Below are 21,337 nucleotides of genomic sequence, written 5' to 3' on the forward strand. Positions count from 1 at the left end.
ACGAGCCGCTCCTGCATTTCAGCATAGTCTTCGGGTGCGATGCGCCTCACCACGGTTTCCCATGGTTGCCAGCGCGTTGCCAGATAGTCCGGAAATTCCGCCGCTTCCCGGTTCCGCACCGATGCCTGGCCGCGCTTTTGATCTCGCTGGCTATCTCGTTGCGTATCTGGGCGCCGAGCACCCGCTCGGCATCCGCATCGCCTGTCAAACCATGCTCGGCCAGTCGCCCATCCAAGCGGGTTCGAAACTGTACGCCCATCGCCTCGACGAGCCGCTCCTGCATTTCAGCATAGTCTTCGGGTGCGATGCGCCTCACCACGGTTTCCCATGGTTGCCAGCGCGTTGCCAGATAGTCCGGAAATTCCGCCGCTTCCCGGTTCCGCACCGATGCCTCGGCCCTGGCCACATCGTACTCGGTCACGTGAGAGACGTTCATGAACCGCATGTCGGGAGCGATGTGCCACAGCTCGAGAGGGTCACGCAGCTGGGTCTGGTATGCAAGGTAGACCTCGATCTCATCGACGTCCGGCGTCCGGGTCGGCACGACGAAGCGAGTTGACCCTCTCGCACGCGATTCCGTCCAGCGCTTCCAAGCGAACAATGACACGGCGCGTGCCGGAGCAGTTCGCCCACTCGCCCGTCATAGACGCCGTCCTCGACATCAGCGTTCAGGCGTGCAGTCTGCATGCCGTTCCAGGCCAAGGTAATGCGATCTTCGCAGCTCGCGTTCGCTCCCGAAGCTAACTCGAAATACTGCTCGCGCAAACGTGGCCTGACGGCTGCCTGCCGCAAATCTTCGGCGACCACCTGGCGGAACGCCTCGTTACCGTAGTTCACGGTGCCCCGCAACCTGTCGAGGAAGCTTGCATAGTCCGCGGCCCCCGCTTCGTGGGCAAAGCGCTGCCAAGTGGCCACTGTCGTGGGTTCGCCCTCAAGCCAGTCCGCTGCAACATCTTGCACGGGCCGCGACTGAACTTCCAGCGGCCCATCCACGTTGGAGAGGAAAACCTGAGAGCCGGCATAGTGTCCGGCATGCATCGCTGTTGCCAGGCTGGCCTGCACCCAATCTGGGAGCGGATTATTCTCCAAATTAACGCTCGAGTCACGGCTCAGCTGCGTCAGCAGCGTCTCGGGCACGCTGGTCAGCTGATTGTTGCTGGCGCCGAGCCATAGCAGCTGGGGCGGGACCGTCTCTGGCAGGCTGGTCAGAAGGTTGTAGCTGGCGCTGAGCCATTCGAGCTCAACCGGGAGAGGCTCGGGCAGGTCCGTCAGCTGATTGTACTCGACGTTCAGACGCTGGAGCCCCGGCTGGAAGCCGAGGCAGTTGTGTAAGACGGTTACCGCTGGCGTCCAACTCCTGGAGCGTTTCTGGAAGGCGTTCGGTCAGGCTGACCAGTTGATTGTTGTAGACGGTCAGCCGGCGCAATCCCGGCGGCAGCTCCGCGGGCAGGCGCGTCAGCCCATTGCTGATGGCAGAGAGCCGCCGCAGGCCAGGTGGAAGCTCGGGTAGGCTGTTGAGCTGGTTGCCATCGACATTCAGGCGACGCACACCGGCCAGAATGGACGCAGACAGGTGGTCAAGGACAGAGACGACAGATCTAGCGGCTCATTAAGATCACCTGAGCCCCGCCAAGCCCTCGTTCGACTTACCGCCTCTTGCCGATCCTCCTGTTCCCCCCGCCCGTCTTCGGCAGACCAGTCGGTCAACACCTCCTCCTGCCAGGCAGGGGACGCCCGCAACTCCATCAAGGCCTCTCCCCACCGCGATGCGGCCGGAGAGCCTGGTTCGGAGCTTTCCGAATCGGAAGTTGCGGATGGACTACCAGCGCCGAGCTGCTCTGTATTCATCGATGTCGCCTCTTAGCTAGCAAAATGAAGCGAACGCGCCTCTGGCGGCGCATCTTGGAACGGGTTATCCCAACCATGGATGATGCTCCACCGACCAACTGCAATGAGGTGCGATCACACAGCCGGGCCGTCACGCACGACTGGCGCGAATAGGCTGCCGCAGCGGCACACGATGCAGCGAACGCAGCCAAAGTCTCGTCCTGGATCGGTTGATATTGGAGTTCATCCCGGTCTCGTCCGCAAGATCTGCGCCCATTGAGCCGATCCTGCACGCGACTTGCGAGGTTTATAATACGAGAGCTTGCTGTCCATAAGCTGACGGAGACCTCGGAGCGACGAAATGACGGGTGGGCTCCATCAATTTCTCGACCGTAAGGCTCGGCGCTTCGCAAATGAATTAGTTCGAGCTGGACGGACTGCTGCCGGCACGCCGGAAGCGACGCCCGGAATTTCTCCGATGGCGAGTTCCCAGCCTTTTTGACATGGGCCACGTGAACCGCCCCCTCGGCTCATCGCCGCAGATCTCGACGGGCAAGTGCGCATGAGGCGGCTCTCGACCGTACGCGTTCGACTGAATGATCGGACAGCTGCATCCGCACTGGTTCAACAGAGTTTCTACCTCGAGCTCAGTGCAGTTTAGTCGAGTCGCGCCGCGACCGATGAACTCGAGCATCGACTGCGCTTTGTTGATCTCGCGTGAAACACGTTCCGGAATCCGTATTGCTGTCTCCTGGGACCCAATCAGCCCACTCTCTCGCAGGCTAATCCAAAATGATGTATCACCTGCTTGGTCGGAGGGCGCGATACCATTCTGCAGCAAGCTGGGCGTCAATGACGATCGCACTTGCTCGATGAAGTCATTCTCCGCCTGGCCCAAGACCTCGTCCCTCTGACTTCTTGTGCAGTTCTGGGCATCGCGAGTGTCGCTGCGAAGGATAGTCGTCATGCCCGTCGAACGCTGCTAGCGAGGCATTTATTTACTCGTTTACTGACTGCTCGGCCCGCTTGTCCTCAGCACTTGCGCACGGCTTCAGGTGTGTGAGCTGCACGATTTACTAACTCCACAGGCAGCACTCCGCTCTTTGGAGTGCCGACCGAATGATGCTGCAAATGGCCATGATTCCGACCTTCCCAATCAGAACGTCCTCGAGCTGCTACAGCTCGCATATTCCGCTGCCATCGACCATGGGCACATGCGTTGTGCATTACCAGCTCCCGCTCGAGCTGCCTGCGTGTCGGACATGGATCTAACCGCTCTCCGGTGTTGGCGCACCAATCAATCCTGTGGAGCGCCGGAATTGTGCAAGGCACACGAGCGGGACGCCGTAAAAACGCGAGGATATGCCGCGATTTCTCGTCACACGCGCGGTGTCGGATGATATTGATCGACAAGAGTTGCATGGCAGAAGTGCGGAGCCAAGGAATGACGGTCGCCATGCTTGAGACTCGGGGACCAAGTGAACTGAATCTGTGATGACTTCGATTGACGATACACTGAGTGAGATTAGAGGGCTGCGGAACGAAATCTGGCGCTGCCGCCGATCACTTAAAACTGTCCTACCTGGCGCGGAGCGCAAGGCCGTTGAGAAGCGACTGCTTGAACAGCTTTCTGCCTTTGAACGGCTCTTGTCGACGGCGTTTCCTTTGAGCTTGAGCCCTAAAATGTATTCGGCCAAGAGCACCACGATCGGGCGAACCGACTTCTCTGAAGCGCGGATCGAGAACGCCACAACACCATCAAGCGGTTCCTTCGGGAAGTCGAACAGCGGCTAACAAAAGAGGTTTCCTAGCTCAAGCTCCACCTTGAGCCCGGCAGTCCAGTCGAAGGTAATCCGAAGCTGAGAAATTCAAGGAAGACCGCGATGAAGCAAACCACCACGCTGACATTCCGGCGCTGAAGCTTCGAGCCCGATCGACTTTCGGCCACAAGCCGGCCAAACCCCGGCGCCCGCCCGTCTGTTCGAGTTCTGAAACTACCGCTCGGACGACTCACTCTCGATGAAGGACGACCGGAAGCCTGTTGAGACGTCGTTTCGGTCCGCCATTTTTCTCAGCCGCGATTGGCATTATGCGTCGGCATTCGCCGCGCAAGTTTTTGAAATTGTCCCTAAGACAAAACATGACCACGTCCATATCGCTACGCCCTGCAAAGCGGTCACAGAAGCGGATCACGTCTGGTCCGCACGAGATCAAGGCTTCCTCGGCCCGCCGATCTCGCGCGCGAGCGTGTCCTGTGCACCACGTCGCTGCGATCGCAATCGCAGCAAGGGCGGCCGCACAGCGATGCGCATTGCAAGTCCAGCCCATTTGTCGCTCTTGATTCACCAAACCTCTCTTAAGCCGCATATCCTTCACTATTTTCCTTTGCCCAGCGGCGTGATCTACTTACCGGATTGCGCCACCTCGGCAGCCACTGTCTCGCTGTTGCGGGGCCGGTGCAATAATTGCGCCCCCCCAAGATCGGCCGTTTAGCCTTGTGTGGCCATGTTGGCTCCAAACTGGCGTTCTGCTTCGCAATGCCTACAACCTGACGTTACGGTCGATTCAAGAACTTTGAGAGCCTGGTAAATGCGTGCATACGCACTGAGACGGGCATACCCAGATTGGAAAGGAGAACGAATTCGCGACAACTGCACGGCTGAACAGCTGACTCGCGGGAGTCAAAGAGTTCGTTACGATAAATTTCGGAGAAGCACAGAGGTTTGGACCGATAGGCCGCCTGCCGTCTTCATGGTGGGCAATTGCTTGAAATCAGCTCGGCTTGAGGTTTGTGGAGTCGACGCAGGTGACAGTTGCGACAATCACCATCCAGCCACGGTATCCTGGTCTCCGCCAGCGGGGCTCAAGGTCGAAGCCGCTGAGGCGCGCCGGCTGCTACTAACATTGACCTGCGGAAGGACGCGGATCGTGCGCTACGTTCGCCCTCGCGCACCTGGCGTTGCAGCGGAGGGCGGGGCACGCTGAAATGCGCCCGCGACCGGTGCTGGCGAGCAAGACCCTCCCCCGTAGCTGGCGGGCACTACATATCATCTCACATCAGCCCTTCTCTCCAAGCGCCCCGCTGCCGGCTTTCTCCTCCGCGCAGATCGGAAGATGCGCCAAATCGGATGACATGGACTTGTGCATCATTGACAAGTTTTACGGCCGCATATTCGCCAGAGCACCGTCTCCAATGCCCGAGGTGATGGTATTGTCCTCGGCTGCCATCTCGTAGCTCCTGCATGTGCGCTTGGTGACGCGAGCGTCCGAAGCCCTACAAAAGATGCGGCGATTCAGGACCCGGGGGAGGCCGACACCAGGCTTCGTTGTCCCTAGCCGCGTAGAGATTCCTTGAAACGGCACGCGGATTGCTGGGTAAGGATCAGGCAGTTGCCGCGAAGGAAGCGGTTGCGGCGGAGCCGGAGTTGCAATGAGCTTTATCCGATTCATCCCGATCGATCCGGCTTTGATGCTGCTTGCATCCGAGAATGCAGACGCCACGACTCCAACCGGCGCCAACTTCAAATCGGCTCCCAAAGCACTGGGATCCTTGATGCGAACGTCCAGCGCCGAGCCAGTATTAAGCTCTGGTCTGAGCCGACATCCCTACCGCCAAACCTCCCAAGTCGGGCCATTTGAGCATTCAGCAGAAGCCCTCCCTCGGGCCCGCCAAGCAGGGGGAGAGCCTCACGGTGACGGAAAGGTGCTTTGCCTCTCATTGGCAAGCGCACGGGGCAGCATCTGATTGCCACGATTACCGCGGCGCGGAGATGCTTAACAAGCCTCGGGTCTTAACACCGATCTGCAGTCCGCCGTCGCACCTATGCCCTCACGCGAGCAGAGATGCCGTTCTGGAGCGGAACAGACTGGAGTTGTCTGAGGCATGGCCATCGTCTCCGTTTCCGCGATTGTGCTCGTGACTTGGATGGGAAGATGCAACACAGGCGCAAGTTTATGAGAGAAGCAAAAAAGGGCTATATTGAGGTTGCATTCAACGGCTCTCTCTCAGGCATTCCGCTAGATGCGCAATTTAGGCTGCCAGCCAAAGGCGTCACAGCGATTTTTGGTCCGCCCGGGTGCGGCAAAACCACACTCGCGCGCTGCATCGCTGGCGTGCAGTGTCTGCCGAACGGATTCTGTGCAATCGACGGAGAGATTTGGCAGGATGAGACGACGTTTCGACCACCTCTTCTGCGTCGCGCCGCATATGTATTCCAGCTCCCAATCCTTCCTTCTCATTTGTCTGTACGGCGCACCCTCTTATATAACGCGTCATCGGAGCCGACACTGATCGATTTTGATGGTGTGGTCGAATTGTTCGCCTTGGCGCCACTGCTCGAGCGTTCGCTATCACATCTTTCCGCGGCCGAGCGACAGCGACTTGCTCTTGGCAGCGCGCTGATGGGCCAGCCTCGGCTACTTTTGATGGACGATCCGCTTATTGTGCTCGATCGTTCCGCCAAATGCGAGATCCTGCCATTTCTAGAGCGCATGCGGGAAACGCTCCCATTGCCGATGATCTACATCAGCAATGACATCGCTGATATCGAACGCTTTGCCGATCATCTCGTCATGATGAAAGACGGCGTCGTGATTTCGGCCGGGCCGCTCAATCACGTTCAGAGCGATCCGCTGCTTGCCAGGCGGGGCGAAGCGGCCGTATGTCTCGATGCCGTGGTCGGCGGCTATGATGGACGGTATGGGCTAATCATGCTCCGCCTCAAGACTGCGCGCCTTCTGATACCTGGAGTGCCGCTTAGACCGGGCTCACAGCTGCGGCTGCGCATCGCAGCGGGCGACGTTAGCATTGCGAGCGAGCCCCCGCGCGCAAGCTCTATCCTCAATGTAATTCCGGCACGCATCAAGGCATCACTGCCGTACGACGAGGCTCAGGTCACCTTGGTTCTGGCTCTTGAAACTGGCTGTTCTGGCGTGCCGCTTTTGGCGCGCATCACGCGGCGCTCCTTTGATGCGCTACAGCTCAGCAATGGAGCGGATGTATTCGCGGAGGTCGCGCGCGCCGTTCCGCTCGGGACCGCCGAGCGGTTGCTTGCAAGGTCCCCCACATCAGCATGAGAACGCCCGAGAGCCGTGAAGCGGTTTGCTCTGAGGAACGCAGAACGCGTTTGGACCAGACGCTTGCACCCCGCACCTCAGTGCGGTCGCGCAAAGGTCGAGTGTTCTCAGAAACGGGTTGTATGTGCTCCAGACGATCGTCACGTGAGTGCTGATCGAGGCACCAAGCGCGCCAGTATGCCTGTAGCCAACCCGCTGGGCTGGTCTTGTTCCGACAATTCCAATCCGGAGAACGGATGGCATATAGCTTGCTTCACCAGTGAAGTTAAGATCTACAAGAAAGCAAGATTGTGAGGACAGCATGCTCGGAATTGGGAGTCAGTTGCCGCCGTTTGAAATCACAGGCGTGAAGCCCGGCTTTCAAGCCCAGGAAGAAGAAGGACAGAGTGCATTCGAGACGCTGACTGAAACTAGCTTCCGAAAAAAGTGGAAGATCTTCTTCTTCTATCCCAAGGATTTCACCTTCGTCTGCCCGACAGAGATCGCTGAGTTTGCCCGGCTTTCCAAGGAATTCGCCGACCGCGACGCGGTTGTACTGGGCGGTTCAACTGACAACGAGTTCTGCAAGCTCGCCTGGCGGCGCTCACATGTCGACCTGCACAATCTACCAATCTGGCAGTTTGCCGACACAAAGGGAACGCTCGTCGATGGCCTTGGCGTGCGTTCACCCGAGGGGGTTGCCTATCGTTACACCTATATTGTTGACCCCGAAAACACGATCCAGCACGTCTACGCGACCAACCTCAGTGTCGGGCGCAGTCCGAAGGACACGCTGCGCGTTCTTGACGCGCTGCAAACCGGCGAGCTCTGTCCCTGCAGCCGCGAAATTGGCGGCGAAACCCTGACGGTTTCTTGAGGCAGCATGTCGTCGATCGAACAATTGAGCGACAGAATTCCCGACTTCGCGAAGGATGTCAGGCTTAATTTATCCACGTTGATGGCCGATGAGACGTTCTCGCCGCAACGAAAATACGGACTGCTGCTGGCAAGCGCGATCGCCACCGGCAATGCAGCCCTGATTGATGCAGTGGAATCGGACGCATGCGCGGTGATGACATCTACGGCGATCGTAGCAGCGAAAGCCGGAGCCTCCGTAGTGGCAATGAACAACGTATACTACCGCTTCGCTCACCTCGTTTCCAACCCGCAATATAAGACGATGCCGCCACGGCTGCGTATGAACGTGATCGGCAATACCGGCATGGACAGGTCCGATTTTGAGCTGTGGTCGCTTGCGGTCTCCCCCATAAACGGCTGCGGTGCCTGCATCGATGCCCACGAGAAGACGCTGCGAGTGGAGGGCGTCAGCTCCGAAGCGATCCAGACCGCCGTGCGCTTTGCCGCGAGCGTTCAGTCAGTGGCGATCGCAATTGGGGCCGGCAGGCCCAACCCCTCTCAGGCCCGGGGCTGATCCTTCCTCTGCGAGCGCATTCTGGCGCCACTCAGTGGCGCCAGAACCAGTCCTTCTGGCTCCCGAAATGGCGTGACATCCGCAATGTCATGTTGCGCAGCGTTCCCCATGAAAAGTGTTTTGCTCCAGGTGCCGAGCAAGTGACTCGGATGGGCCACAGATACGGTGAGATCCTGGACATCGGTCGCAGCACGGCCCTTCGTTCCACCATCACCCAAACTTGAATAGCACTCCATATCCGCCGCGCGGATGGCTCCATTGGATGTCGCCGGTGGGCTCGGCGATCACGCGGCAGGTACCGCACTCGATGCAGCCGTCAACTGTTATCTCGACCTGGCCGTCGCCGTTCAGCTCGTAGCATCGCGCGGGGCAGGCTTTCAAAAGTGCAAGTAGCTGCGGCGATGGAGTCGTGTGCGCACGGATCTTGACGTGAGGGTGACCGACGTCGACAACATAGCGGTTGTAATACAGCTTGTCTTCGACGCGCACTGGGGCTTCGACATTCATGCTTTCGCTCTCCATTGTTGGATTTCACACTGCTGCGGTCAACGCCAGGCCCGGGCAAACCGACAAGCATCACCGAACAGACCTGTCCATGATCGCGCCTTGACAAAGGATTGCAGGGTCGCCTTCTCCTTCTCAGCCTTGGGCGTACCATCGATTCGCACAAAGTTTTGCATCGCCTTCGAGATGAGCTGCGGATAGGTGAGAAAGAAGTTTTGTGAGTGGGTATGCATCAGGGGCGGCAAATCCTTGTACTTCTTTAGATCTTTGATGACGAAGGAATCGTCCAACATCTTCTTGTAGATCGACAGATTTGTCGCGCTCATCGGCTCGCCGCGCGATTTCACCAGACTTATCGCTTCGGCGGCGATGCGGCCGGAAGTCATCGCGAGATTGGAGCCCTCACGATGAATGGCATTGTTGAGTTGGGCCGCATCGCCCACCACGACCCAGCCTTCCCCATAAAGCTGCGGGATGGACTTGTAACCGCCTTCAGGAATGAGATGCGCCGAGTACTCCTTGACTTCGGACCCTGCTATCAGGGGCGACACAGAAGGATGTCTCTTGAATTGATCGAGCAGGCCGTAGGGGGTCTGGCCCGTGCGATGGAAGTCGGCGACAAGACAACCGATGCCGAGCGAAATACACTCTTTGTTGGCGTAGATGAAACCCATTCCAGTCATGCCGCGGGAGATGGTACCGGCCGCCTCGATCACGACGCCTTCATCGCCCTTGAGATTGAACCGCGCCTCGATAGTTTCGCGAGGCAAGAAGTGCATTTCCTTCACCGCGAGCGCAACGTTATCGGGTGTCGGGCGGGCGCGCAGGCCCGCGCGCGTCCCGAGCAGGCCATTGACCCCTTCGGCCAGCACGACGACATCGGCATGTATTTCGCCGTCTCGGCGATCTGTACGAACACCGACGACCCGTTCACGGTCGTCCCGTGCGAGTTCTGTGACGTTCGTCTCGCACAGCACGGTCGCGCCAGCCTCCCGCACCTTGGAAGAGAACCATTTGTCAAACTGTGCGCGGATAATCGTGTAGCGGTTTGGCCGCTCCTCGTTGAAGTCCTCCGATCGGTAATGCATGCCGACGTGGGAGCGATCGTCCATCATCCAGAACCGCTGCTCGATAAGGTGACGTTCGAGCGGCGCCTCCTCTCGAAACTCCGGGACCAGCTTTTCCATCATGTCGGCATAAAGGATGGCGCCCTGCACATTCTTCGATCCGGGATATTCGCCCCGCTCGAGTTGCAGCACCTTCATGCCGCGTCTTGCCATGGTCAATGCCGCCGCGTTGCCGGCCATACCGGCTCCGACCACGATCGCATCGAATCTCTCTTCAATCATCATCATCTCCTCTAGACCGCGATCCGGGCGCGCGAATTCGGCAAAAGCCGGGCACGAAATGCGGCCGTCAGCGCCGGTAGCAATTGTATGGCATCACTGACGATCGCGAGATGGGCGAAGTCGAAGATCGGAGCGTTCTTGTCAGTATTAACGGCGACGATCAGATCCGCGCCCTCCACGCCAACCCGGTGCTGAATCGCTCCGGAAATGCCGGCGGCAATATAGAGCTTTGGCCGGATGGTTTTGCCCGTCTGGCCGATTTGCCGGTCAGACGTAACCCAGCCTTTTTGCACCAGAGGACGCGAGCAACCATATTCAGCGCCAAGCAGTGTTGCGAGCTCGCGCACCAATCGAAAGTTCTCAGGCGATCCCAATCCCAGACCGCCCGCAACCACGACATCGGCATAGGCCAGATTGGACGTTTCTGCATCGCGGTCGGGCAGGAACGACAGTATTTTTGTGACAATATCGTCTTCGATAAGGCCGAGCGGATGGACGATCATACGAGCGGCATCGCGTACCACGCGCTCAGGCATCGGCATGACCCGCGGGCGGACGGTTGCCATCTGCGGACGATAATTCAAGGTATAGATCGTGCAGAGCAGCGACCCGCCAAAGGTCGGGCGCGTTGCCGCAAGCGAACCATCGGCATCGACGTCCAGCGCGGTGCAGTCGGCAGTGAGCCCCGTCGACAGGGTGGTCGCCACGGAACCTGCGAGGTCCCGACCGAGCGTCGTCGCCCCCAATAGCAGGATCTCGGGCTTGTAGGTGTTGACGAGTTCAGTTAGCGCTTTGGTATAGGATTCGTTCCGGTAATCCGACAAAACATTGTCGCTCACGAGATAGGCCAGATCGGCGCCATAGCAAAAGGCATCAAGCGCAGCGTTACGTGTATGCTGCCCCTCCGGACCGATAACGACAGCCGCAAGGTTCACCTTTAGCCTGTCGGCAAGCCTGCGCCCCGCACCCATGAGCTCCCAGGAAACCGGATGCACCTTGCCGCGCTCCAGTTCAACGAAGACCCAAACGTGCTTGTACGCCTTAAAGTGCTCCGGCAGGTCTTTTTTCGCTGCTGCGCGGTTGGCCGCCGTCGGCATGGCCGCTCTGGTGACATTGTTCATACTCTAAATTCCCTCAAAGATAGGCGCGCCCGCGCCACAGGTTCGCTTTCTAGCTTCGTTAACTGAAGATCACCTTTGGTCAGCAAGTGGCCGGTTGCTCTGCCCCGTCAGCTTGGTCCGACCGGCTGCACAACAAGACCCATGGTGGCGATAGACGTACCGGTCAGGCCGGAGAGGTCTTCCACTCTGGAGCCTTGCGCGCGGGGTTCGACGAACGCGACCGCCGCCGCCAGGGCACCGCCGTGATTCTGACCGGTCGCTTCCATGCCTGAGTTGGCGAGTCCGTTCGCTGCGCAATACCTGCGCGTCACTTTCGGCCCAGCGGCTCCACATAGAATATGGCGACGAGGGCGATCCCGGCAACGCACCTGTCAGGCATTCCATCTCAAGCCTCCAGCGCCGACAACCCGTATGGGCCGACCTTGGCCCTCTTCCTGAGGTGCTATCCGCCATGAGATCGATACAAATCTGAGCGGAATTGAGGGCCGATCCGATGCGGAAGACGATGTGCATGCCCTCTCCAGCTGTAGCGCGAACCGACGACTTCGCTATTGACCACCATCTCACCGTCAGTTCGCTCGCGTCAAAGACCATCTCGAACGGACCTGCGCGATTGTAGGCCGTGAGATGATGCCGCAGCGCTCGCAGGCAGTGAAAGCAGCATCATGGTCTTCCTTCAATCTCATTTCGGACGATTACCATCTGTCGGCAGCGACGATCTGATCGTCAGGACAACAGCAAGTGTCGTACCAGTTGCAAAAACCATTGAAAGTCAGGCGAAAGTATTGGTTTGGCAGACACTTCAAATGGCCGCTGATACTCTGGACACGACCAGTCCAGACATGGGTCGGGAATACGACAGGCGCCGCTCGGGTCATGGCTGCAGAGAGTTGACCCGGATGAAGACGAAGGCCCCACATCGGGGTGCCACGGCGCCCGTCGGGTAAACCTTGCTTGCAGTGGAGCGCGAGATCACTTCAGCTCGCTCAAGGCGACAAAGGCCACGGCCTTCTTAGGGTCTGCGACGGCATCCTTCAAAACCTTGAACACTCGCTGGTCGATCGGTGTCGATGACACGAAATCGGCATAGGCCTGCTCCAGCATCGCCTTGCATCGAGCTCTGATTTCCGGCTCTTCGGCGCCAGTAAATTGCTCTTCGGCAAAATATTGTCCCATGCGCTTTAGGATGTGAAGGCGCGCGACATTTACGATTTTGGGGTCGTAATCGACGCCAAGCAGCGAGAAAAAATCCTCTGCCGACGAGGCCTTGCTGAGCCGATCCAGGATACCGGCTGGCGTGGATGAGCTGATCATCGAAAATTCTCCTTCGGATTAGCTCTGGACGGTCAATGAGACGGGGTGGCGCCTGTTGACTGCTGCCGTCCTGCCTCTCACAGCTGGAGCGCCATCGCCACAGCCCGACTCCGGAAAGCGGTGCTCTCAACTTCGCTGCCCAGATCGGCAGGTCCGCCGGTGACGAAGCAAGTCCCGATGAAGATCCGGGATCAATGGCCAATCCACGATCTAGGTTGACGCTCGTCAGGACGGTCGTCGGACCGGAAATCAGCCGCGCGAGAAGATGCCGATTGGCAGTCCGGGGACGGCTCGTCATTGGGTTGGAGATCACCGGAACGGGAAGTAAGATCTGGAGGTGAGGTCGCGCCAGGGGATCTGATGTGCGAAAGCTGGACGCCGCTCGCGCCATCAGCGACATCGGACACTGTCCTTGCGGCGCGTCGGTTTGCGAAGGGTCGACGCAAACGTTGCTGGACACGGCTTTTCACGCGGGGTGGGTTGCCAAGCATCCGCACACGTCGCGCCAGATCGCCGCCACGGTTTCGCGCTCGACCGGCAGCTTGTGCTCGATTGCATATTTGCGGACTTGCGACAGGATCTGCCTGGCTTGATCGTCGCTGGCGACGAGCTGCAGTTCATCGAGTAACGCGGTGATCGCCGCAAGTCCGGAATGCTTGCCGAACACAAAGCGGTTGTAGCGGCCAAGCAAAACGGGATCAAGCGATTGATAGGTGCGTTGATCCTTCAAAAGGCCAGCGACATGAATGCCGGATTCGTGCGTAAATACATGCTGTCCGACGATCGCCTTGTTCATAGGAATTGCACGTGCGGCCGCGGCTGCTACCACCGTAGCGACGTTCTCGAGCTCCGGGAGTATGATGCCGGTCTCGCGCCCGTAGAGCTGCTTGAGTGCGACCGCGATTTCCTCGAGCGGTGCATTTCCGGCCCGCTCGCCCAGCCCGATGACGGTCACTGAGGCGTGGCTCGCGCCAGCCCTGATGGCGGAGAGCGTGTTCGCAGTTGCGAGTCCTAGATCATCGTGACCGTGAAATTCGAGTTCGAGATCGGTAGTCGCGCGCAAATTTCCGACCAGCGCGCAGGTTGCGTCGGGATCGAGCACACTGAGCGTATCTGCAATACGAAAGCGACGCGCCCCCGCGGCTTTGGCAGTCGCCATCAGCCTGATGAGAAAATCAATGTCGGCGCGGGAGGAGTCCTCACCACCGACGGCGACCTCAAGTCCGCGCTCACAGGCATAGCCTACCACGCGCTTCACCCGTTCTAGCGCCAAGTCGCGATGACCACCTAGCTTGGCCGCGATCTGGACATCGGAGGTCGGGATCGACACATTGATCATGGACACCTTTGCTTCGATCGACGCGTCGACATCAGATTCCCGCATCCGGCACCAGCCTATGGTGGTCAGCGGAAGATCTGCTTCGACAATGGTGCGGATCGCGGCGATCTCCTCGTTGCCCATCGCCGGCGTTCCTGCCTCGATCTCCGTGACTCCGGCCCGCGCCAGCGCCTGCGCGATCGCCAGCTTTTCCTCTGCGGTGAACGCAACGCCAGGTGCCTGCTCGCCGTCGCGCAATGTCGTGTCGTTGAGCACGGTAGGCTTGGCGCGCACCTGGTCGGACCAAGACGACTTGGCGGCGGTGCTGGCGGCAATCACGCGAGAGCTCCTCATTGTTTGACCTACTTAGGCTTCAGCAACCAGCATGCCAGCCTGCCGTCCCGACCAACCCATTGACGACTCTCCCGCTTCTCTCCTCGACCTTCTTGAGCAAATGAATTGTCGCAAATGCGACAGGTCATGAAGCGGACGCCTTGCGTGTTGCTACGCCGAGTTCGAATGTTAGCAATTGCGGCTCGCCAGGATGTGAGAATTGTCGCGGAGCACTTGGGGGCCGCCGCGGCCTTGAACACATGGTCACTCGCTCGCATGGAAACGGCGTCAGCCGCGCCCTCAACGTCCCGCGCGGCTTACCAAATCCGGCGAGGCTTTCTCGGATGACTGGCCGATAGCGGACCTTTGTGACAGTTCAGATGGCGAGTCGCCGGCAACCACCGGCCGAGCCGCCTGCAACAGAACATCGCGCCGGGGCTCGGTCATCCGGCTCTCACCGCTTTCTTCGCCGAAGCAGAGGTTGAAGTCGTCACATTGCTTGCACACAGGTGTTTTGCACATCACGAGGCCTTCATTCTCGCAAAGCATGCGGTAGAAGAAGCGCTTCCAGCGCATATTGTTGACATTGCGCGTGGCGAGCGGCGCGAAATGGCGGCTCAGCAGCCGAGATAATTCGCCACGATTGCGCAAGCCGAGAGCTCCCCACAGATGGCCTGGCTCAATGGCGCGGCGCGCGATCATCGCAGCCAGCCAGCTGCCGATATCCCCCTCCGTCGAGCGTTGCTCGAGCAAGAGATCGCGCAGCATCACGATCTCGTCATCCTCTTCGCACTTGGGAGCCGAGAGCTGCTCGGCGAGCTTGACCTCAACCGAGGGAAAGTACTCCTCCAGCAGAGCCGCCAGTTCATCGCCGGACAGGCCTGCCTTCTCGGGGAGAGAGCCACCATCCATTGTGGCAGCCGCCAGGATAGACGCCAGGATATGGCGATCGAGATTGCTGTCGGTGGCAGTATCGCCATCTGCAGGAGGCACACCGGTGAGCAGGCGGTAGGTTGCAATTCCCCTGTGCATCTGGCTCTTGGCATCAACGGCAACCATCAACGAGAAGTGCGCTTCGGACATAATTTCGCAGGTTCCACAGTCGTCCGCTCTCCCCCGCCGCATCCTGGTTTTCGTCAGGGTCGATCGCCAGGATGCCGGCCTCCCGGGATGGGCGGTGAGGGAGACCGGCATCCGTTGCGGCCCTTCGCGAGGGCCGCGACTCGCGACCTTTACAAGGCCGCGAGTTCGGCGGCGGTCTTGCCGATGATGGATTCGTCCACCGGCTTGATAATGCCATGCTCCATCAGCATGTCCTCGAGCTCGTCCATGGAGATCGGGGTCGGAATAATGCCTTTGCCGCCATTGTTGTGAACCTTGGTCGCAAGATTGCGATAGTGATCGGCCTGCTTGGAATCAGGTGCATATTCCAGCACCGTCATGCGGCGCAACTCGGCATGCTGCACCACGTTGTCGCGCGGCACGAAGTAGATCAGCTGAGTGCCCAGCTTTTTGGCCAACGCTTCCGCCAACTCCAGCTCCTTATCGGTCTGCCGCTCGTTGCAGATCAGACCACCCAGCCGCACGCCACCAGAGTTCGCGTATTTCAGGATGCCCTTTGAAATGTTGTTTGCGGCATACATCGCCATCATTTCACCGGACATCACGATATAGATTTCCTGCGCCTTGTTCTCTCGTATTGGCATCGCAAAGCCACCGCAAACGACGTCGCCGAGCACGTCGTATGAGACATAGTCAATGTTCTCGTAGGCCCCGTTCTCCTCCAGGAAATTGATCGAGGTGATGACGCCGCGGCCGGCGCAGCCGACACCTGGCTCAGGACCACCGGACTCCACGCAGCGAATATCCTTATAGCCGACCTTCATTACGTCCTCGAGCTCGAGGTCCTCCACGCTGCCGGCGCTCGCTGCAAGACTCAGAATCGTGTCTTGCGCCTTGGCGTGCAGAATCAGGCGGGTCGAGTCCGCTTTCGGATCGCACCCGACAATAAGGATTTTCTGACCCATCTCAGCCAGCGCCGCCAGCGTGTTTTGCGAAGTGGTCGACTTGCCGATGCCGCCCTTCCCGTAGAACGCGATTTGTCTCAGTGAAGACATGTTGCTCTCCATCAACCGATTTACCAAAAGTTGCGCGGGTTCTTGCGCGCGAGCTTGTTTCTCTCTCAGAAACGGGGCACACGGGTTCGAGGGAAGGAGCGCATCGCTCGTCTTACGCGTCGGCGTGCACTCAGCCCTCAGTCAGTGTTGCTGCCGCTTATCAGCAACCGCCGTGCCAACGCTTGACCTCGCTCCTTAAGCTTCTGATTACGTTTATGGAAACCAACCAGCTGGTCAGTGATCCCGGCTTTTCGGGAGCTGACATGATCTGCGCGACTGTCTGAAAGCGAACAACGACCACGGCCATCAACGCGAAATGCCGATCTGACGGGACCTGTTCCGATGGCTCAGGTATGGAACGGCACTTGCTGCGGCGAACCAGGTAATTTGAGGAGAGTGAATATGCACGTCGGAGTCGAGAACTGGCGGACCAGAGGGCAGTGTTGCACATGCGGTACGGCGCTTGTTGCGCTGACACTGGAGATGATCGGCAGTAACTTCGAATGTGCTCTCGGAAGCAGCAGCGCCGTGCCAATCGTTCCGTTCAGCGCGCCCACATAGGTATGTCGTGGCGACAATCACCTTTTATCAAAAGCCCGGCTGCGCCACTAACGCGCGTCAAATTGAAGCGCTGAAGTTCGCCGGCCACCACGTAATCGCCCAGGACATCCGGAAGGAGCCATGGGATGAGGAGGAATTGCGCAGCTTCTTCCGCAATATGCCCGTCGACTCCTGGTTTAACCGAGCGGCGTCGCGTATCAAGTCAGGCGAAGTCAATCCCGGTACTATCGACGCGGCAAGCGCACTCACATTGATGATAGGACGAAGACCGCTGATCGACGTAGATGGGGCACGATGTGCCGGACTTGATCATGAGCTCGCTCTCTCGCTGCTTGGCGGCGAGACCCATATCGATGGATGCTGCACGAAGCAAACCGCACGCGTTATCCGCAGACGTGAAGAAAACGGCGGAACGTAACCCCCAAGGCCGGCATTCGAGCGCGATATGGGCGACGCCGCCACGGCGCAGCTACTCGCGCGGCACGTGTCAGCCAGCACCCGTCGGCCGTACACGTGAAGGAAACGCAAGTGGGAAACGGCGCTGAGGTTAGGGCACGCGCTCGATGAGATTGACTTGTCCGGGTTGATCAAATGGAGACCTCTTTCTGGTCCTATTCTCGCGTCAGAACTCGTAAGTGATGCCCCCGCTGGCGAGCCATGTGTCGATATGAGCCGCCCGCTTACGGCGATCGCATTACGGTCGCGGCGTACTCCGGCCAGCTCAGGCCCCGCGAGAGTAATGGGAGGCGACGTCTCACGAGGGAGTCGGGCGCGGCGACAACCTCCTGCCCCGGGCCGATGCCAAGCGGTCTTCAGCGCAGCCAGGAGCCGATGGGTACCACTCGAGACCGCAACAGCATAGGCGGCCAAGATAGACTGCGCGTACTCAAAGCCTTCAGTGATCTGCCTGTTGGAGATTTGCTGCGAACACGGCAGCGTTTCCACGGCCGGGATCTCCGCGGAGTCGGCATCGGACCGTGGATTGAGAAACGCATTTCTGTGCACTGTGTGCGTGCCGTCAAGCCGATGCTCGGCTAGCTCAGCGCACTCCGCTCAACATTCCTTCTAGCCAATACTATGCCGGTCGCTCGCGTCGGATCGGTCGTAATCTGCACGCAGTGATCCGATCCATCGAGCAGATGAAGGTCGAAACGCGCAAACTGTCGGAACGGCTGATCCGCTATATCCGACGCGTCACAGCACACGCACGCAAGCTGCGGAAAGTGGAGCCGAAGCTCGATCAACGGGCTCATCTCCACACCATCGTGTGAAAGCAGCCGCTCGATTTCGATCAATTCCTCCTCGATGAGCCCCATCGTGGCTCCTCTATGACTCGTTGAAGGTGGTTCGTCATTGCCAGAACAGACACTCCGGATCGGCATTCAATTCGTCGATTGCAGACGTCAAGCGGTGGTAAAGGCTATAAAATTCCCAGTTCCCTTGCGCGTGATTCTTGCGAAACACTTTCCAGATCCCGCTCACGGCATCATAACGAATCAGCGCGACATCGATGAGAGCGCCATCCTTGTCGATGTTGCGCGAGCAACAGGGGCTCTCAATGCGATAGCCGTCCCTCACCGGCGTCACGTGGGGCGTGACATAGAGATAGCGCTTGCGCGAGCTCAAGCTGCGCTCGATCCGCTTGCGATCGAGCTCGTTGGGGTGAGGCACCAGCCCGGCTTTTACGGTCCTCAGCAGCGCGGCATTCATGACGAAAGCCTCTCTTCAAAGCACTGTGATTTCTTCTTCAAGACAGCCGATGAGCAGCTGCTCGCCGAAATCGACGATATAGATCGGCACGTCCGCTTCGGTATGGATAGCGACCTTAATGATCTCGCCGATCGCTCCAGCGGCGAGCAGGACTCCGTCGGGCTCTCTATTGGGAAATGAGTGGTCGTTGATGAGGTCGACTGCGGTTTTGACCCGCTGACCGCGCCGATATTTCGGAAAACTGGGCTGAGTCATGATTCCTCCGGCAATGGCGGATCATCGATCTGTTCGCAGGCGTCTGCCGGCTCTAATTCCTTGCGCTTCATGCCAACGCGGTAGCCGCTTTCTAGAAACTCCACGCCGTAGATGTAGAATTGCTGCAGGAACGTGCCGATCGAGACGACGTAACCCACCTCTCCCTTTCTAACCAAGATCTCGCCAATCTCCTTGCCGCCATAGGTGCCATCATTGCGGATGTTGCGATTGGCGCGCAGCTTTTGGCCAAAGCTAAAGACCGGCGGATCGCTGAGCTCGACGACGTCGGTGTCTCGAACAATGCTGTTCATGTAGCGCTCCCCATAGATCGCTCCCTCGTAGCGATGCAGCAACGCACCCTGGTCCACCGCAGGCGAGATCCTCGCATCACTTGGTGCTCGCACGGCATCGTCGGTCACATCAGCGACGGCGGCGCTGCCTAGTAGACCGCTCTCATCGAGAAGCACCTTTAGACCGCAGCCCAGAATGAAATGCCGCCAGGGCCGTGCCGACGACTCGCAACAGCGCTATCGTAGCTCAATCCAGAGCACTCGCCCTCCGTGAGGGAAGACCGAACGTGGGCGCCGTGTTCAGAACCAGCTCTTGGCATGCCGTTCCTAGGTGCTCACGCTCTACGTTGGCGCTTGGTAGCGAGGCAAGGACGTGTCAATCACGCAGGTATTGTCGACCGGACAGACCGCGACACATTGCGGCTCGTCGAAATAGCCGACACATTCGGTGCATTTCGCCGCTTCAATGACGAAGTTTCCTCGCACCTCCGAGATGGCAACGTTCGGGCACAAGGGTTCGCAGGCTGAGCAACTCGTACACTGCGAGGCGATGATCTTGAAGGGCACATACTCCTCCTTACGCCACAGAGATCAGCGCTGCCTGCCGGATCGCGGCGTCGCCGCGCTGCGTGTGCTGGATCTCCCCCCGTTTCACCTTATCCAGATAGGATCTGAACCAGGCGATCGTCGACTTCTCAATGAACTCGTGGGCGTATTGATCGACGGGCTCGACCCCCGCCTTGATCAGATTGCTTTTCGGGCAGCCGCCGATCTTGGCCACGAAAACCGCATGGCAGTCATGGATGCCGCGCATGATGGCGGAAAGCCTGTCCTCCTCGCCATAACCGCCCTGGCAGTAAACGTCCACGCGGCGGTGGCCGACGAACTTGGCGCCGGATGTAGAAAGTTCGTATACTTGGAATTCCTTTGCATGCCCAAAGTGCTCGTTGATCAATCCCGAGCCCTTGGTTGCGACGGCCACCAGAAGAGTGATCGCGCTCATCTCTCCGGCAAATTCCGCAAGCTCCTTTTGGCCGGCCGCGACTTTGGCGGCACGCTCATCCTCTATCCTTTCCTGATAAGCCCTGCGCATTTCTAAGTCATATTGGACGTCCATTTTCATGACCTGATCGGTCGTGAACTCCGCCCTGCGATCCTCCCCGAGTAGACCGACCGCATCGGCGCGGCACTGGCGGCAATGCCGCATCATGTTTATCTCCCCTTCACAAGCATTTTGCAGCGCCCGCAATTCCTGCGCCGTCGGTCCGCGCTGACCATTGAGGCCAAATACCGTGCCATGCGCGGGCGCGGAGATCAGCGGCATGATGTTGTGAAGGAAGGCACCACGCGACTTCACCGCCTTGTTGACCTCGACGAGATGGTCATCGTTGATGTTTGGGATCATCACCGAGTTGACCTTGCACAGGATACCCCGTTCGCTCAGCATCTCGAGGCCTTGCAGCTGGCGATGAGTGAGTATCGTCGCCGCATCGATGCCGGTGTAGCGCTTGTGGTTGAAGAATATCCACGGATAGATCTCGGCGCCGATTTCAGGATCGACCATGTTTATGGTAATAGTGACGTGGTCAATATTTGCCGTAACGATGGTGTCAACATGGTCCGGCAAAGCCAGTCCGTTGGTTGACAGGCACAGCTTGATGTCGGGAGCCGCTTTGGCGACCAGCTCGAATGTTTTGAAGGTCTTTTCTGGGTTGGCCAGGGGATCGCCGGGACCAGCGATGCCAAGCACCGTCATCTGCGGAATGGTGGTCGCGACCGCAAGCACTTTTCTGACCGCCTGCTCAGGGGTGAGCTTCTCGCTCACCACACCCGGACGCGATTCGTTGGCGCAGTCGTATTTTCGGTTGCAGTAATTGCACTGGATGTTGCAGGCGGGCGCGACCGCTACATGCATTCGTGCGTAATGATGATGTGCTTCTTCGCTGTAGCAGGGATGGCTCTTGACCTTTTCCCAGATTTCGTTCGGCAAATCGCCTTGTCCTGCCCGCGAGCCGCAGCTCGCCTGGCCGGGCTTCGCTGAAGCGCTGCAGCCCTTATGTTCTCCGGCGGGCTGTATCAGATTGCCGCTATCCACCGCAGCTTTGACATATTCTCCGCGTCCGACCACCGCGTTCATTTTCTTTTTACCCT

General features: G+C 58.9%; 20 protein-coding genes. 5 read left to right on the forward strand and 15 right to left on the reverse strand.

Annotation, left to right across the window (positions count from 1 at the left end; translation table 11 throughout):
• Positions 1 to 46: 46 nt before the first annotated feature.
• The gene (locus tag I6F31_RS36575; protein ID WP_346656507.1) at positions 47 to 544 is read right to left on the reverse strand and encodes an NEL-type E3 ubiquitin ligase domain-containing protein; all 498 of its coding nucleotides are present in this window, start codon (positions 542 to 544) and stop codon (positions 47 to 49) included.
• Positions 433 to 1,038 carry an NEL-type E3 ubiquitin ligase domain-containing protein gene (locus I6F31_RS36580; RefSeq protein ID WP_276573224.1) on the reverse strand — a complete coding sequence of 202 codons (606 nt, stop codon included), beginning with the start codon at positions 1,036 to 1,038 and terminating at the stop codon, positions 433 to 435. The genes I6F31_RS36575 and I6F31_RS36580 overlap by 112 nt, the downstream gene beginning before the upstream one ends.
• A 2,283-nt stretch (positions 1,039 to 3,321) precedes the next feature.
• Here I6F31_RS36580 and I6F31_RS31920 point away from each other — a divergent pair.
• The 4 genes from I6F31_RS31920 (at position 3,322) to I6F31_RS31935 (ending at position 8,314) form a co-directional block, all read left to right on the forward strand.
• Complete coding sequence (locus I6F31_RS31920; RefSeq protein WP_225186675.1) at positions 3,322 to 3,621, forward strand: hypothetical protein; 300 nt, start codon at positions 3,322 to 3,324, stop codon at positions 3,619 to 3,621.
• A 2,139-nt stretch (positions 3,622 to 5,760) separates the two neighbouring features.
• Positions 5,761 to 6,903 carry a molybdenum ABC transporter ATP-binding protein gene (gene modC / locus I6F31_RS31925; RefSeq protein WP_225186676.1) on the forward strand — a complete coding sequence of 381 codons (1,143 nt, stop codon included), beginning with the start codon at positions 5,761 to 5,763 and terminating at the stop codon, positions 6,901 to 6,903.
• Between the two features lie 301 nt (positions 6,904 to 7,204).
• On the forward strand, positions 7,205 to 7,759 hold the full coding sequence (locus tag I6F31_RS31930) for a peroxiredoxin (RefSeq protein ID WP_225186677.1): 555 nt from the start codon (positions 7,205 to 7,207) through the stop codon (positions 7,757 to 7,759).
• A gap of 6 nt (positions 7,760 to 7,765) precedes the next feature.
• Positions 7,766 to 8,314, forward strand: coding sequence for a carboxymuconolactone decarboxylase family protein (locus I6F31_RS31935; RefSeq protein ID WP_225186678.1), 549 nt, complete (start codon positions 7,766 to 7,768; stop codon positions 8,312 to 8,314).
• 210 nt (positions 8,315 to 8,524) lie between these two features.
• Here I6F31_RS31935 and I6F31_RS31940 read toward each other — a convergent pair whose 3' ends face one another.
• The 7 genes from I6F31_RS31940 to nifH all read right to left on the reverse strand — a co-directional run bounded on the left by I6F31_RS31940 (position 8,525) and on the right by nifH (position 16,370).
• Entirely contained in the window at positions 8,525 to 8,821 is a 297-nt protein-coding gene (locus tag I6F31_RS31940) for a ferredoxin family protein (protein ID WP_225186679.1), read from the reverse strand.
• A gap of 38 nt (positions 8,822 to 8,859) precedes the next feature.
• Positions 8,860 to 10,167: an FAD-dependent oxidoreductase gene (locus I6F31_RS31945; protein WP_225186765.1), complete on the reverse strand. Its 1,308-nt coding sequence runs from the start codon at positions 10,165 to 10,167 to the stop codon at positions 8,860 to 8,862.
• A gap of 11 nt (positions 10,168 to 10,178) precedes the next feature.
• Complete coding sequence (locus tag I6F31_RS31950) at positions 10,179 to 11,288, reverse strand: electron transfer flavoprotein subunit alpha/FixB family protein (protein ID WP_225186680.1); 1,110 nt, start codon at positions 11,286 to 11,288, stop codon at positions 10,179 to 10,181.
• A 972-nt stretch (positions 11,289 to 12,260) separates the two neighbouring features.
• On the reverse strand, positions 12,261 to 12,602 hold the full coding sequence (gene nifW, locus I6F31_RS31955) for a nitrogenase stabilizing/protective protein NifW (protein WP_128956174.1): 342 nt from the start codon (positions 12,600 to 12,602) through the stop codon (positions 12,261 to 12,263).
• A gap of 466 nt (positions 12,603 to 13,068) precedes the next feature.
• Positions 13,069 to 14,256 (reverse strand): homocitrate synthase, encoded by a 1,188-nt coding sequence (nifV, locus tag I6F31_RS31960; protein WP_225186766.1) that lies wholly within the window; start codon positions 14,254 to 14,256, stop codon positions 13,069 to 13,071.
• 297 nt (positions 14,257 to 14,553) lie between these two features.
• A complete protein-coding gene (locus tag I6F31_RS31965) occupies positions 14,554 to 15,336 on the reverse strand; it encodes a nitrogen fixation protein NifQ (RefSeq protein ID WP_225186681.1) in 783 nt (260 codons plus the stop codon).
• A 149-nt stretch (positions 15,337 to 15,485) separates the two neighbouring features.
• Positions 15,486 to 16,370 carry a nitrogenase iron protein gene (gene nifH, locus I6F31_RS31970; RefSeq protein ID WP_225186682.1) on the reverse strand — a complete coding sequence of 295 codons (885 nt, stop codon included), beginning with the start codon at positions 16,368 to 16,370 and terminating at the stop codon, positions 15,486 to 15,488.
• A gap of 568 nt (positions 16,371 to 16,938) precedes the next feature.
• Between nifH and I6F31_RS31975 the strand changes: the two genes are divergently transcribed.
• Positions 16,939 to 17,349, forward strand: a complete 411-nt coding sequence (locus tag I6F31_RS31975) for an arsenate reductase family protein (protein WP_225186683.1) — start codon at positions 16,939 to 16,941, stop codon at positions 17,347 to 17,349.
• A 616-nt stretch (positions 17,350 to 17,965) separates the two neighbouring features.
• On the opposite strand, the gene I6F31_RS31980 is transcribed toward I6F31_RS31975, so the two are convergent.
• From I6F31_RS31980 to nifB, 6 genes are all read right to left on the reverse strand, one after another.
• The gene (locus tag I6F31_RS31980) at positions 17,966 to 18,247 is read right to left on the reverse strand and encodes a hypothetical protein (protein WP_225186684.1); all 282 of its coding nucleotides are present in this window, start codon (positions 18,245 to 18,247) and stop codon (positions 17,966 to 17,968) included.
• Between the two features lie 34 nt (positions 18,248 to 18,281).
• On the reverse strand, positions 18,282 to 18,641 hold the full coding sequence (locus I6F31_RS31985; RefSeq protein WP_225186685.1) for a DUF3024 domain-containing protein: 360 nt from the start codon (positions 18,639 to 18,641) through the stop codon (positions 18,282 to 18,284).
• A 15-nt stretch (positions 18,642 to 18,656) separates the two neighbouring features.
• Positions 18,657 to 18,896: a nitrogen fixation protein NifZ gene (locus I6F31_RS31990; protein WP_225186686.1), complete on the reverse strand. Its 240-nt coding sequence runs from the start codon at positions 18,894 to 18,896 to the stop codon at positions 18,657 to 18,659.
• Positions 18,893 to 19,207, reverse strand: coding sequence for a nitrogen fixation protein NifZ (locus I6F31_RS31995; protein ID WP_225186767.1), 315 nt, complete (start codon positions 19,205 to 19,207; stop codon positions 18,893 to 18,895). Before I6F31_RS31995 ends, I6F31_RS31990 begins: the two co-directional genes overlap by 4 nt.
• 321 nt (positions 19,208 to 19,528) lie before the next feature.
• On the reverse strand, positions 19,529 to 19,753 hold the full coding sequence (locus I6F31_RS32000) for a 4Fe-4S binding protein (RefSeq protein WP_225186687.1): 225 nt from the start codon (positions 19,751 to 19,753) through the stop codon (positions 19,529 to 19,531).
• A gap of 10 nt (positions 19,754 to 19,763) precedes the next feature.
• Complete coding sequence (gene nifB, locus I6F31_RS32005) at positions 19,764 to 21,323, reverse strand: nitrogenase cofactor biosynthesis protein NifB (protein WP_225186688.1); 1,560 nt, start codon at positions 21,321 to 21,323, stop codon at positions 19,764 to 19,766.
• Positions 21,324 to 21,337 lie beyond the last annotated feature (14 nt).

The organism is Bradyrhizobium sp. NBAIM01, from assembly GCF_020194115.1.
GTDB lineage: Bacteria > Pseudomonadota > Alphaproteobacteria > Rhizobiales > Xanthobacteraceae > Bradyrhizobium > Bradyrhizobium yuanmingense.

Bases quoted from the DNA above. Each gene is read 5' to 3' on its own strand.
- I6F31_RS31950 (WP_225186680.1), bottom strand. From the start codon at position 11,288: ATGAACAATGTCACCAGAGCGGCCATGCCGACGGCGGCCAACCGCGCA.
- I6F31_RS31995 (WP_225186767.1), bottom strand. From the start codon at position 19,207: ATGAACAGCATTGTTCGAGACACCGACGTCGTCGAGCTCAGCGATCCG.
- I6F31_RS31990 (WP_225186686.1), bottom strand. From the start codon at position 18,896: ATGACTCAGCCCAGTTTTCCGAAATATCGGCGCGGTCAGCGGGTCAAA.
- I6F31_RS31945 (WP_225186765.1), bottom strand. From the start codon at position 10,167: ATGATTGAAGAGAGATTCGATGCGATCGTGGTCGGAGCCGGTATGGCC.
- nifH (WP_225186682.1), bottom strand. From the start codon at position 16,370: ATGTCTTCACTGAGACAAATCGCGTTCTACGGGAAGGGCGGCATCGGC.
- I6F31_RS31965 (WP_225186681.1), bottom strand. From the start codon at position 15,336: ATGTCCGAAGCGCACTTCTCGTTGATGGTTGCCGTTGATGCCAAGAGC.
- I6F31_RS31980 (WP_225186684.1), bottom strand. From the start codon at position 18,247: ATGGGGCTCATCGAGGAGGAATTGATCGAAATCGAGCGGCTGCTTTCA.
- modC (WP_225186676.1), top strand. From the start codon at position 5,761: ATGCAACACAGGCGCAAGTTTATGAGAGAAGCAAAAAAGGGCTATATT.
- I6F31_RS31930 (WP_225186677.1), top strand. From the start codon at position 7,205: ATGCTCGGAATTGGGAGTCAGTTGCCGCCGTTTGAAATCACAGGCGTG.
- I6F31_RS31935 (WP_225186678.1), top strand. From the start codon at position 7,766: ATGTCGTCGATCGAACAATTGAGCGACAGAATTCCCGACTTCGCGAAG.
- I6F31_RS31985 (WP_225186685.1), bottom strand. From the start codon at position 18,641: ATGAATGCCGCGCTGCTGAGGACCGTAAAAGCCGGGCTGGTGCCTCAC.
- nifW (WP_128956174.1), bottom strand. From the start codon at position 12,602: ATGATCAGCTCATCCACGCCAGCCGGTATCCTGGATCGGCTCAGCAAG.
- I6F31_RS36580 (WP_276573224.1), bottom strand. From the start codon at position 1,038: ATGCATGCCGGACACTATGCCGGCTCTCAGGTTTTCCTCTCCAACGTG.
- nifB (WP_225186688.1), bottom strand. From the start codon at position 21,323: ATGAACGCGGTGGTCGGACGCGGAGAATATGTCAAAGCTGCGGTGGAT.
- I6F31_RS31920 (WP_225186675.1), top strand. From the start codon at position 3,322: ATGACTTCGATTGACGATACACTGAGTGAGATTAGAGGGCTGCGGAAC.
- I6F31_RS31940 (WP_225186679.1), bottom strand. From the start codon at position 8,821: ATGAATGTCGAAGCCCCAGTGCGCGTCGAAGACAAGCTGTATTACAAC.